Source organism: Pseudomonas sp. BMS12, assembly GCF_001592875.1.
Taxonomy (GTDB): domain Bacteria; phylum Pseudomonadota; class Gammaproteobacteria; order Pseudomonadales; family Pseudomonadaceae; genus Aquipseudomonas.
In genome coordinates, this window is the sequence record NZ_LSOF01000014.1 from 38,397 (window position 1) to 51,296 (window position 12,900).

Sequence of the window (12,900 nt, forward strand, 5' to 3'; positions counted from 1 at the left end):
GGTCGGGCGTTATCGCCCACCCGCCGGGCAGATCCAGGAAGGTCACGATGTCGGACGCACACACCCAGGACGTATTGGACAAGGCCGTCGCCGAGGGCGGCGCCTACGAGGTGCTGCACAAGCGCCTGCTGGACCAGGGCCAGCGTCTGCGGCAGACCACCGACCAGCTCAACCAGCAGCGCCTGGAGGAGTTTGGCAGCAGCCAGATGGAAGTGGTCGGACGGGTGCGCATCCGCACCGAGAACAACTGCATCGCCCGCGACATCGTCCAGGTCGGCGACTGCCTGCTGTTCGGCTACAACGTGTTCCTCGGCCTGAAGAAGGAAACCCGCGTCGAGGATGTGTTCTCGCTCTATCGGCTGGTCGAACAGGACGAAGGCTACGAAGCCGAGCCGGTGCCACTGGAGGGCAGCTTCCTGGCCCAGGCCAGCTTCGTTGCCGACTTCAACGAGCTGTACAGCTACTACAAGAACACCCGTCTGCTGCAGCTGATGGTGCGCGACGGCAAGCTGCTGGCCAGCTTCCAGATCGGCGAACGGATCAGCGACATTCGCGTGTTTCGCTGGTCGATCTCGGTCGACGGCAAGGACGTGCGCTACATCGACAACCGTGGCGAACGTGACATCGCCCTGCCGGCGCCGTTCGATTTCGAGTGGACCAAGGCCACCCGCGAGATGGTGGTCGAAGGCCGCCATCCGCACATCAATATCCTCGATACCCTGTTCGTCGAGACCATCGGCGGCGACCTCACCATCAAGGTCGAGAACAACACCGAGGATGGCCTGGGCATCTACCGCGAGGAGGTGCTGGACAAGACCCAGTCGCTCGACGACGGCCAGATCGAGTTCGCCCGCCTGGGCGGCCTGATCCTGCTGAAGATCCTGCCGTACCGCGAGGAGCAGTGGCGCTATCTGGTGTTCAATGGCCTCACCGGCAAGGTCGAACGCATCGACGCCATCGGCCTGGCCTGCGTGCAGCTGCCGGAAGACCACGGCATCATCTTCCCTGGCGGCTACTACCTGCAGAGCGGTGAGCACAAGACCTTCGAACAGTCGATGGACGGCATGCGCTTCAAGCGCGCCGTGCGCTCGCCCAACGGCGAGGACGTGCAGTACATCTTCTACCACCCGGAGGAAGGTCGTTCGGTACTGCTCACTTACAACATGATCAACCGCCAGCTGCAGAACCCGCTGTTCGGTCATGGCTACGCGCGCCTGGAAGATGGGCGCACGGTGATTTTCGCCGCCGAAGGCGAGGAGCCGACGCGCATCCACCCGATGCAGATCTGGCAGACGCCGTTCTGCAGCGAAGAATTCGCCGCCCGCCAGCCGGCGCGCAGCGGCTTCCTCGGCAAGATCGGCAACGCCGAGCTGGTACGAGGCGTCTCCGACCTCTACGACCTGTGCCGCGAGATCGACACGCCGTCAGTCTCGGTGCAGCGCTATGGTCTGCTGTGCCAGAACACCCGTCGCCTGTTCGATGCCTACCACTGGCTGGGCAGTGAGCAGCTGGCCGGCCTGGCGCCGCTGCTGCGCGAGATCGCCGCCACCGCCGAGCTGGTGCTGGACGAGTACGAGAAGGTCGAGAGCATCCGCAAGCAGTCGGCGCAGGCCATGGTCGACGCCGAAAGCCGCCACAAGACGCTGCTCGGCGGCCTGCTGCCGGACAGCTGGGATCAGGTGCAGAGCTTCGTCGATGGCCTCAACGGCATCACCGCTCAGCGCGGCCTGCTGCTGACCATTCGCGAGTACCGCTACATCGACATCGCGCGCCTGGATGCGATGGAGGCCGAACTGCTGGCCGCCCAGGAGCGCACCGCGGCGGCCACTGCCAGCTTCCTCGCCAGCGAGGCGGCGCTGCAGCCCTTCGTCACCCGCCTGCAGGCGCTCGACGAGCAGGCGCAGAAGGCCGAGAGCGTGGCCCAGCTCAACGAGCCGCTGGGCGAGCTTCAAACCATGGCTGCGGACCTGGACATGCTGTCCAGTCTGATGGCGTCGCTGAAGATCGACGACGCCACCCAGCGCACGCGTATCGTCGAGTCGATTTCCGAGATCTATGCGCGCCTCAACCAGGCCAAGGCGCGTGCCGAGCAGCGGCGCAAAGGCTTGGGCTCGGCCGAGACGGTGGCGCAGTTCGGTGCCCAGTTCAAACTGTTCAGCCAGGGCATCACCAACGCCCTAGGCCAGGCCCAGGACCCGGAGCGCTGCGACGAGCAGCTGGCGCGCCTGCTGGTGCAGCTGGAGGAACTGGAGAGCCAGTTCGGCGACCAGGAGCAGTTCCTCGGCGACATCCTGGCCAAGCGCGAGGAGCTGCTGGAAACCTTCGAGGCGCACAAACAGGCTTTGCTCGATGAGCGTCAGCGCAAGGCGCAGAGCGTGCTGGATGCGGCCAAGCGCATCCTCGACAGCCTCGGCCGGCGCACCGCCAAGTTCACCCTGGCCGAGGAGCTCAACGCCTTCTTCGCCGCCGACCCGCTGATCCTCAAGCTGCGCGAGATGGGCGAGCGCCTGCGGGCGCTGAAGGACAGCGTCAAGGCCGACGATATCGAGGCGCGCCTCAAGGGTGCCCGCGACCAGGCGGTGCGTGCACTGCGCGACAAGAGCGAGCTGTTCGAAGAGGGCGGCAACGTCATCAAGCTCGGCCCGCGTCACCGTTTCAGCGTCAACACCCAGGAGCTGGACCTGACCTTGCTGCCGCGCGGCGATGCGCTGTACCTGCACCTGACCGGCACCGACTTCCTCGAACCCCTGGCCAATACCGAGCTGGAGGCGCTCAAGCCGTTCTGGCAGGTGGCGCTGGAGTCCGAATCCGAGCATCTGTACCGTGCCGAATACCTGGCCGGCGAGGTGCTTGCCGCCGCCGACGAGGGCCGCGAAGGCCTCGACCTGGAACGCCTGAAATCCCTGCTGGCGCAACCGGACGAACTGGCCAAGCTGATCCGCGACTTCGCTGCGCCGCGCTACAAGGAAGGCTACGAGAAGGGCATTCACGACCACGACGCCGCCGCGATTCTCGCCGCCCTGCTGCCGCTGCGCGACAGCGCCGGGCTGCTGCGCTATGGCGCCGAGGCGCGGGCGCTGGCCTGCCTGTTCTGGGACATTCAGTCGGGCGTGGAGGCTGCCGCGCAGTGGCCGCAGCGGGCGCGCACCAGTCGGCATATCCAGCAGCTGTTCGGTCAGGATGCCGGCCTGCGCCAGTTGCAAGGCGAGATCGACGGCGCGCTGCAGGTCTTCCTCGGCGAGCAGCCGCTGGGACTGGACACGGCGGTGGTAGGCGAGGCGGCCGAGTACCTGGTGCAGGAGCTGGCTGCCGAGCGCATCGAATTCGTTTTCAGCAAATACGCCAAGCAACTACTTGAAGGCCTCGAGCTGCGCCTGCAAGGCGCGCGCATGTGGGACGACTACCAGCAGGCCCTGGCCAAGCTCGAAGGCCGCCCGGCGGCGCAGTGGGCCTTGGCGGGCAACTGGTTGCAGGGCTTGTGTGCCCAGGACGAGTTCGCCGCGCTGCGCGGCTACGTGGCCGAAGCCACCGCCCTGGCGCTGCTTGATGAAGGCTTCCCCGGTCGCTCCAGCGAAGTGGATTTGCGCTTCACCGTCAGCGGTCTGATGGGCGAGCACCCGCGCATCCAGGAGCAGCAGCTGGTCTTGGCGGTAGACGATTTCTTCGCCCGTCTGCGCGCGCATCGCCAGCGTTTCCTGCCGGGACTGCAGCGCTACCAGGCGCTGCGTCAGGAGGTGATCAACCGCGAGCGCGAGGCCCTGCGCCTGGCCGAGTTCAAGCCCAAGCCGCTGAGCTCCTTCGTGCGCAACAAGCTGATCAACGACGTCTACCTGGGCGTGATTGGCGACAACCTGGCCAAGCAGATGGGCACCGCCGGCGAGAACAAGCGCACCGACCTGATGGGCCTACTGATGCTCATCTCGCCGCCCGGCTACGGCAAGACCACGCTGATGGAATACGTGGCGCACCGCCTCGGCCTGATCTTCATGAAGATCAACGGCCCGGCGCTGGGCCACGAGGTGCGCTCCATCGACCCGGCGCAGGCGCCGGACGCCACTTCGCGTCAGGAGCTGGAGAAGCTCAACCTGGCGCTGGAGATGGGCAACAACGTGATGCTCTATGTCGACGACATTCAGCACACCCACCCGGAATTCCTGCAGAAATTCATCTCGCTGTGCGACGGGACCCGGCGCATCGAGGGCGTGTGGAAGGGCAAGACCAAGACCTACGACATGCGCGGCAAGAAGTTCTGCGTGGTGATGGCGGGCAACCCCTACACCGAGTCCGGCGAAGTCTTCAAGATTCCGGACATGCTGGCCAACCGCGCCGACATCTACAACCTCGGCGACACCCTGGGCGGCATGCAGGAAGCCTTCGCGTTGTCCTACATCGAGAACGGCCTGACCTCCAACCCGGTGCTGGCGCCGCTGGCTACCCGCGACATGGCCGATGTCTACCGCTTCGTCGCCAAGGCCGAGGGCAAGCCGTTCTCCGCCAACGAGTTGAGCCATGGCTACAGCGGCGCCGAGATCAACGAGATCGTCAGTACCCTGCAGCGTCTGATGCAGGTGCGTGACGTGGTGCTCAAGGTCAACCAGCAGTACATCGCCAGCGCCGCCCAGGCCGACCACTACCGCAGCGAGCCGCCGTTCAAGCTTCAGGGCAGCTATCGCAACATGAACAAGATGGCGGAGAAGATCAGCTCGGTGATGAACGACGCCGAGCTGCTGCAGCTGATCGCCGACCATTACCAGGGCGAGTCGCAACTGCTCACCACTGGGGCCGAGGAGAACCTGCTCAAGCTGGCAGAGCTGCGCGGTAACATGACCGCGGAGCAGGGCGAGCGCTGGGCGCAGATCAAGCGCGACTTCCTGCGCAACAAGGCCATGGGCGGCAGCGACAGCGATGTTGGGGCCCGTGTGGTGGCCCAGCTCAACGACCTGGTCGAAGGCATCCGCGCCCTTGGCGGCAATCTGCAGCGCGAGCCCCAGGCCGCCCCGCAGGTGCCCTGGGACGAGCTGTTGGCCGGGCTGCAGCGCCTTGGCACCCTGCAACCGCAGGTCGAGGTGGCCGTGCAGGCACCGCCGCAACCTGGCGTGCAGACATTGCTGGAGAGCCTGGCCGGCACCCTGCAGAACAGCTTCCTGCCGTTGATGAACGCCATGGACAAGAAGATCGACATCGACCTGCGCACGCATAACCGTATGCACGAGATGTCCCAGCGCCTGCGCGAGCTGGGGCAGTTTCTCGGCGCGCCACAACCGCCTGTCGAACCAGGGCCGGAGCAGGCGTGACGGCCTGGCTGGCGCCGCGTCTGCAGCTGCTGGCCGGCATTGCCGCGCTGATGCTGGCGCTGCAACTGATCAACAGCCTGAGCGGCAACGCCCTGAATGTCTGGGGCGTGCTGCCCCGGCATGTCGGCAGCCTGCCCGGCATTCTCTTCGCGCCCTGGCTGCATGCCGGCTGGTGGCACCTGCTGAACAACCTGCCGGGCCTGCTGTTGCTGGGCTGGCTGGCCATGCTCGGCTCGCCGCGCCAGTTCCTCGCCGCCAGTGCCTTCATCATCCTCGGCAGCGGGGTGCTGGTCTGGCTGTTCGCCCGGACGGGCATGCACCTGGGCGCCAGCGGCTGGGTCTTCGGCCTGTGGGGCCTGTTGCTCGGCCGTGCCTGGTTCGAGCGCAGCCTGGGCAGCCTGCTGATCGCCGTGCTGGTGCTGTTCTACTATGGCGGCTGGTGGTTCGGCCTGCTGCCGCGCCAGGGCATCTCGTTCGAATACCACCTGGCCGGTGCCCTGTGCGGGGTGCTGTATGCCGCTCTGAGCCGCACCTCAAGGAGAAACTGAATGGATTTCGCACGCCTCGACCAGCAGCTGCGCGACAGCCTGGCCGATCTCCGACTGAGCAACGAGGAGCGCGACGAACTGCGCCAGCTAGGCAGTGACCTGAGCCCCGATCAGGTGCGTTATCTGCGCAACCGCGCCTTCGCCCTGGTTCGCGAGCTGGTTGTGGAGCCGGCCAATGCCCAGGCGGCGCTGAAGTGGCTGGAGCAGGTGGTCAAGACTCTCGACGCTGCCAGCACCCCCCCGCGCCCGGCCGTCGCCAGCGCCCACTTCAGTCCGGGCGAAGAATGCCTGCGCAAGATTCGCGAGCTGTGCCGCCAGGCGCGGCAGACGGTGGATATCTGCGTCTACACCATCTCCGACGATCGTCTCAGCAGCGAGGTGCTGGCCTGCCACCAGCGCGGTGTGGCCGTGCGGGTGATCACCGACAACGAGAAACAGTATGACGAAGGCAGCGACATCGCCTATCTGCGCGGGCAGGGCGTGCCATTGCGTATCGATGCCGGGCCGTACCACATGCACCACAAGTTCGCCCTGTTCGACGGTCAGTGGTTGCTCAGCGGCAGCTTCAACTGGACCCGCAGTGCCAGCACCAGCAATGCCGAGAACCTGCTGGTGATCGACCACCCTCAGCTGCTGGCGGCTTACGCCCGTCAGTTCGACGAGTTGTGGGTGCGATACGCCAACAATCATTGAGCCATCCGCGCAGGACTCCCCCTGTGCTCACTTGACCTCAGCGCTCAGCCTGCTTTAACGGACGGTAGGGGTTTGCCACTGTCAGGGGGGGGAGGGCGCATGTCGTTGCGTAACGCGGTGCAGTTGATCACCTATCCGGATCGTCTGGGCGGCAACCTGGCCGGTCTCTACCGGTTGCTCGACGAGCACCTGGCCGATGCACTCGGTGGCGTGCACATCCTGCCGCTGTACCCGTCCAATGCCGATGGTGGTTTCTCGCCGCTGACCCATATGGAAGTCGATCCGCGCTATGGCAACTGGGCCGATGTCGAGCGCATCTCCGCGCGGTTCGACCTGTGTGTCGACCTGGTGATCAGCCATATTTCCGACGAGTCGCCGGAGTTTCTCGACTTCCTGGCCAAGGGGCACGCCTCGCCCCATGCCGAGTTGTTCGTGCGGGTAGACGAGCTGGGCGAGATCACCCTGGAAGACCTGGCCAAGATCCATATCCGCAAGGAGAAGGAGCCGTTTCGCGAGGTACAGCTGGCCAGCGGCGAGCGCTGCCGGGTGTGGTGCACCTTCACCGAGCGACAGATCGACCTCAACTACCAGTCGCCACAGACCTACCAGCTGATGGAACGCTACCTGGCCTTCCTCGCCGCGCGCGGGGTCAAGCTGTTCCGTCTGGATGCCTTCGGCTACACCACCAAGAAGATCGGCAGCAGCTGCTTCCTGGTCGAGCCGGACGTCTACCGCATCCTTGACTGGTTCCGCGAGACCGGCGAGAAGTACGGCGCCGAGATGCTGCCCGAAGTACACGACCATATCAGCTACCAGTACGCCATCTCGCGGCGGCACATGCGGCCCTATGCCTTCGCCCTGCCGCCGCTGGTGCTGCATGCCTTTCTCAGCGGCAACAGCCGCTACCTCAAGCAGTGGCTGCGCATGTGCCCGCGCAACCAGGTCACGGTGCTGGATACCCACGACGGCATCTGCATTCCCGATGTGGAAAGCATGCTGCCGGAGACGGAAATCCGCTTCCTCATCGACGAGGTCTCGGCGCGCAGCGCCGACCCGATCATGCGCCGCTCGGCGGTCAACGTGCACAGCGTCGGCGCCATCTACCAGCTGACCTGCACCTTCTTCGAGGCGCTGATGCGCAACGAGAATGCCTACATCGCCGCCCGCGCCATCCAGTTCTTCACCCCAGGCATCCCGCAGGTCTACTACGTCGGCCTGCTGGCCGGCTGCAACGACTTCGAGCTGTGCGAGGCGAGCGGCGAGGCGCGTGACGTCAATCGTCACTACTACAGCCTGACGGAAGCCGAAGAGGCTCTGCAGCAACCGTTGGTGCAGCGCCTGCTGGCGCTGATGCGTTTGCGCAACAGGCATCCGGCCTTCGACGGGCGCTTCGAACTCAACCAGTCCGGCGATGCCAGCGTGATCATGGCCTGGCGCCATGGCGAGCATTACTGCCGGCTGTGCGTCGACCTGGGCACGGCGCAGGCGATCATCGACTACAGCGACCTGGAGGATCAGCAGGTTAAACAGCTGTTCTGCTGAACGCGACTCAGGCCGGCTGCCTGCTTGCCCAGAAGCTCGGTTGCTCCAGGCGCTCCAGCAAGCGCTCTTTGAGGGATTGGCTGCGCTCGGGCGACTGTTCTGCGAGTTGCTCTATGCGTGTCTCTAGCTTGGTCAGAGGCGGCTCGGGTTGGAGCAGGTCGAAATAGTTGAGCGAGTCGATAGCCAGTTCCAGATGGTCATGCCGCAGAAGGCTGCTGATCCACTCGCCGCTATCAAGGGGCGCTGCTCTCTGATGCTCGATGTGTAACGCACGGGCCTGCTCCAAGTCGCCAAGGTCCATATAGCCACCGATCATGTTGTCGAGCAGTAGCTCCCAGTCCAGCTTGTCGAGGTCGTCCGCGTTGTCGCGTAGTTTTTGCAGGGCCTCGTTCATCTGGGCTTTGGCGTCTTCATGGCGCTCCAGGCTTTGCTGCAGGCGAGCCAGCCGGATGAGTTTGTTGATATGGCAGTCGATATCCTCATCGCGGGTCAGTCGGCTCATTGCGTCCAGCCCGCGGCGCAGCTCGTAGCTGGTGCGTTCACGTGGAGGCATTTGGCTCTGCAGCTTGAGCTTGGCTTCCAGCAAATTGAAGTGCCATTCCTGTTGCTGCTCCCGCGACAGCGTCTCGTACCAGCGCTCGGCTTGCTGCAGCAGGTCCGCCGCCTGCTGCGGGTTGGTTTGAGTGAGATGGGGGAGCAGCAAGTAGAGTTGGACGCGCTCTTCGTCGGACGCGCTGCGTGTTTCGATCAGTGCGTTCAGGCCAGCCAGGTCGTCACGTTGCAACAGCCATTGTGCCCAGTGCAGCAACAGTGGGTAGCGTGTTGAGTCTTCGCAGGCGTCCAGTAGCTCCTCTGCCAGACGCAGTTGGTTGCGCTCCAGCATGGCGTCGAGCAACCCTTCTCGAGCCTGCTTCTGAGCGAACGGAGTCAGGCCGGCGATAAGCCTGTTAGCCTGTTCGAACAGACCCGCTTTGGTTAGTGCTGAGATCAGGGGCGCATGCTGCTCAGCAGGCAGCTGCTCGGCCATCTGTTGCACGCGCTCGAACTGGCCTAACTGGAACAGTTCCTCGATCAGCTCATCCAGCAAGGCGTCTGTTTGCTCCGCTTGCATTTGCTGCCAGGCACGTTCGAGGCTGATGGTGGCTGCCTCCCGCTGGCCGAGGCGACGCTGTAGCCTGGCCAGCGTCAGGCGTTCACGGACTTCCGCTTGTTGTTCACCTACTAGAAGCAGGAGTTCGGATTCGGCCTCCTGTTCACGCCCGCTTGCATGCAGTAGCGCGATGCGCGTTTGCGGAATTTGCGGTAGCTCCTCTCCCAAATGTTGCAGCAGATCCAGTGCGCGTTGCTCTTCACCTGCTTCGATCAGTCGATTCAGCATGCCGTTCAGGGCTTGCTGTCGATGGTGCGGGTCGAGCCGGCTCAGTAACTGCAGGGCGGGTTCTTCGCCGGTCTGCATGAGTAAGTCAGGGCACAAGCTGCTGCAGGCTATTTGCCAGGCATCGCCTTGCATGCGCTCGGCCAGACTCAGGGCCAGTCCGGGGTTGAGGTTCTGTAAATAGGCGACGCGGTTGATGTACTCGGCTTCTGCCAGGGTGATCCGCGCCGGGCTGCCTTGCACGGGCAGACGCATCTGCGCCAGCTCTGCAGCATCCTTGGGAGGCTCGGAAGTCATTGCGATGACGGCGAAGACGACGACGATGAAAATGAATACTAAAAAGATATCCATGGAAGTCCTTTCCTGCTTAGAGTCCTTGTCGGCTCCTTCGACCATGAAGAAGCGCGTGCGCGGTCTTATACGGTGCCCGCCGCGATGCGACAACCGCGCATTGCGCCATTTGCCAACCTCGCCCGGTCGTGTGCTCCGCACCTGTGAAGGCTTTCGCGCTAGACTTGCGCCCCTTCGCTTCCCAGCCGGTACCGCTCCTATGGCCCTGCAAGCCACGCCTTACAAGATCGAACTGAACCTCACCGACATCGACCGCAATGTCTACGAGAACCTGCGCTTCACCGTGGCCAAGCACCCTTCGGAGACCGAGGAGCGGCTGTGCGTGCGGCTGATCGCCTATGCGCTGTGGTACCACGAGCAGCTGGCCTTCGGTCGCGGTCTGTCGGATGTCGACGAGCCTGCGTTGTGGGAGAAGAGCCTGGACGACCGCGTGCTGCACTGGATTGAGGTCGGCCAACCGGATGCCGAGCGCATCACCTGGTGCTCGCGGCGTACCGAGAAGTTCAGCCTGGTCGCCTACGGCAGCCTGCGCGTGTGGCAGACCAAGGTGCTCGACACCGTGCGCAGCCTGAAGAACATCAATGTGGTGGCCGTGCAGCAGGAGGCGCTGGAAGCGCTGGCCCGCGACCTGCCGCGTTCGCTGACCTGGAGCGTGATGATCAGCGATGGCGAGCTGTTCGTGACCGACGAGCGCGGCCAGCACGAGATTCCCCTGGAGTGGCTGGCCGGCGAGCGTTGAACGCCGGATTTACCCTTTCCCGCAGGGAGAGGTAGCTAGCCGTCCAGCCCAGCAGAACAACCGGAATACCCATGCGCATCGATCTTCGCCCTCTACCCGAAACTCTGCCCGACCTGGGCGCACTGCCGCCGCTGCTGACCCGCTTGTACGCGGCGCGTGGTGTGCAGTCCGCCGCCGAGCTCGACAAGGGCCTGGCGCGGCTGCTGCCGTATCAGCAGCTCAAGGGCATCGAAGCGGCGGTGCAGCTGCTGGTCGAGGCGCTGCAGCAGCGCCAGCGCATTCTCATCGTCGGCGACTTCGATGCCGACGGCGCCACCGCCAGCTCGGTTGGTGTACTCGGCCTGCGTATGCTCGGTGCGGCGCATGTCGATTACCTGGTGCCGAACCGCTTCGAATACGGCTACGGCCTGACCCCGGAGATCGTCGCCGTGGCGCTGGAACGCCAGCCCGACCTGCTGCTGACCGTGGACAACGGCATCTCCAGCGTCGACGGCGTGGCCGCCGCCAAGGCAGCGGGCTTGCGCGTACTGGTCACCGACCACCACCTGCCGGGCCCCGAACTGCCGGCGGCCGACGCCATCGTCAACCCCAACCAGCCTGGCTGCGAGTTCCCCAGCAAGGCCATGGCCGGGGTCGGGGTGATGTTCTATGTGCTGCTGGCCCTGCGCGCCAGACTGCGCGAGCTGGGCTGGTTCGCCAGCACGGGCATGGCCGAGCCGCGTCCGGCCGAACCGAATCTGGGCGAGCTGCTCGACCTGGTCGCCCTGGGCAGTGTGGCCGACGTGGTCCCGCTGGATGCCAACAACCGCATCCTGGTGCACCAGGGCCTGGCGCGCATTCGTGCCGGCCGGGCGCGGCCGGGGCTCAAGGCGGTGCTGGAAGTGGCTGGCCGCCAGCACGGGCGCATCACTTCCACCGACCTCGGCTTCATCCTCGGCCCGCGCCTGAATGCCGCGGGGCGCCTGGACGACATGAGCCTGGGCATCGAGTGCCTGCTGTGCGAGGACGAAGCCCTGGCCCGCGACATGGCCCAGCAGCTCGACGAACTGAACAAGGATCGCAAGGCCATCGAGCAGGGCATGCAGCGCGAGGCCCTGGCCCAGCTCAAGGACTTGCCGCTGGACAGCCTGCCGTTCGGTCTGTGCCTGTTCGAACCGGACTGGCACCAGGGCGTGATCGGCATCCTCGCCTCGCGCCTCAAGGAGCGCTACCACCGCCCGGCCATCGCCTTCGCCGATGCAGGTGACGGCCTGCTCAAGGGCTCCGCGCGTTCGGTACCGGGGCTGCATATCCGCGATGCGCTGGACGCGGTGGCGGCCAAGCATCCGGGGCTGATCAGCAAGTTCGGCGGTCACGCCATGGCCGCCGGCCTGTCGTTGCCGCAGGAAAACTTCGGCGCCTTCGCCGCGGCCTTCGACGCCGAGGTGCGACGCCAGCTCAGCGAGGACGACCTCGCCGGTCGCCTGCTTTCCGACGGCCAGCTCGGTGCCGAGGAGTTCCACCTGGAACTGGCTCGCGCCCTGCGCAACGCCGGACCCTGGGGGCAACACTTTCCCGAACCGCTGTTCCACGGCGTGTTCCAGATCGTCCAGCAGCGCGTGGTGGGTGAGAAACACCTGAAACTGGTGCTGAAGACCGAGTGCGGCAGCCAGACCCTGGATGGCATCGCCTTCAACGTCGACCGTGAGATCTGGCCCAACCCCAACCTGCGCTGGGTCGAGCTGGCCTACAAGCTGGACGTCAACGAGTACCGCGGCCAGGAAAGCGTGCAGCTGCTGGTGGCGCATCTGGCACCGCGCTAGGCGCTGTCGGTCACTTCTGCGCTAGGGTTTAGGGCAAAACCAGCGAGGAGTGTCTATGGACCCGTTCATGCAAGCCGCTATCGAGGAAGCCCGTCAGGGCCTGGCCGAGGGCGGCATCCCCATCGGCTCGGTGATCGTGCACAACGGCGTGATCATCGGCCGTGGCCACAATCGTCGGGTGCAGCAGGGCAGCGCCATCCGCCATGGCGAGATGGATGCCTTCGAGAACGCCGGGCGCCAGCCCGCCAGCGTCTATCGCGATGCAGTGCTCTATACCACCCTGTCGCCCTGCGCCATGTGCAGCGGCGCAATCCTGCTGTACGGCATACCCCGGGTGGTGATTGGCGAAAACCGCACCTTCATGGGCGAGGAGGCCTGGCTGCGCGAACGCGGCGTGCAGCTTGAGGTACTCCAGGATGCCGAGTGCGTACACCTGATGGAGAACTTCATCGCCGCCCGCCCCGAGCTGTGGAACGAGGATATCGGCGAATAAGGCATGCCAAGGCGGCCTCTTGGTTCTCTGCAATATTCGGAAGCACAGCGCCACGGGCCCGCT

8 protein-coding genes are annotated in these 12,900 nt (G+C 65.0%); 7 read left to right on the forward strand and 1 reads right to left on the reverse strand.

Going from position 1 to position 12,900, the window contains the following annotated elements; genetic code table 11:
- Positions 1-47 precede the first annotated feature (47 nt).
- From AYB31_RS13925 to gtfA, 4 genes are all read left to right on the forward strand, one after another.
- A complete protein-coding gene (locus AYB31_RS13925) occupies positions 48-5,294 on the forward strand; it encodes a DNA repair ATPase (protein ID WP_068829297.1) in 5,247 nt (1,748 codons plus the stop codon).
- A 50-nt stretch (positions 5,295-5,344) separates the two neighbouring features.
- A complete protein-coding gene (locus tag AYB31_RS13930) occupies positions 5,345-5,842 on the forward strand; it encodes a rhomboid family intramembrane serine protease (protein WP_068829474.1) in 498 nt (165 codons plus the stop codon).
- Entirely contained in the window at positions 5,843-6,535 is a 693-nt protein-coding gene (locus AYB31_RS13935) for a phospholipase D-like domain-containing protein (RefSeq protein ID WP_068829298.1), read from the forward strand.
- Positions 6,536-6,634: 99 nt separating this feature from the next.
- Positions 6,635-8,077, forward strand: coding sequence for a sucrose phosphorylase (gene gtfA / locus AYB31_RS13940; RefSeq protein ID WP_068829299.1), 1,443 nt, complete (start codon positions 6,635-6,637; stop codon positions 8,075-8,077).
- A 7-nt stretch (positions 8,078-8,084) separates the two neighbouring features.
- Here gtfA and AYB31_RS13945 read toward each other — a convergent pair whose 3' ends face one another.
- Positions 8,085-9,803 (reverse strand): hypothetical protein, encoded by a 1,719-nt coding sequence (locus tag AYB31_RS13945; RefSeq protein ID WP_068829300.1) that lies wholly within the window; start codon positions 9,801-9,803, stop codon positions 8,085-8,087.
- A gap of 199 nt (positions 9,804-10,002) precedes the next feature.
- Here AYB31_RS13945 and AYB31_RS13950 point away from each other — a divergent pair, with 199 nt between their 5' ends.
- The 3 genes from AYB31_RS13950 (at position 10,003) to AYB31_RS13960 (ending at position 12,837) form a co-directional block, all read left to right on the forward strand.
- Positions 10,003-10,542: a YaeQ family protein gene (locus AYB31_RS13950; protein WP_068829301.1), complete on the forward strand. Its 540-nt coding sequence runs from the start codon at positions 10,003-10,005 to the stop codon at positions 10,540-10,542.
- A gap of 71 nt (positions 10,543-10,613) precedes the next feature.
- Positions 10,614-12,344 carry a single-stranded-DNA-specific exonuclease RecJ gene (gene recJ / locus AYB31_RS13955; protein WP_068829302.1) on the forward strand — a complete coding sequence of 577 codons (1,731 nt, stop codon included), beginning with the start codon at positions 10,614-10,616 and terminating at the stop codon, positions 12,342-12,344.
- A 55-nt stretch (positions 12,345-12,399) separates the two neighbouring features.
- A complete protein-coding gene (locus tag AYB31_RS13960; RefSeq protein ID WP_068829303.1) occupies positions 12,400-12,837 on the forward strand; it encodes a nucleoside deaminase in 438 nt (145 codons plus the stop codon).
- The last annotated feature ends 63 nt before the right edge of the window (positions 12,838-12,900 follow it).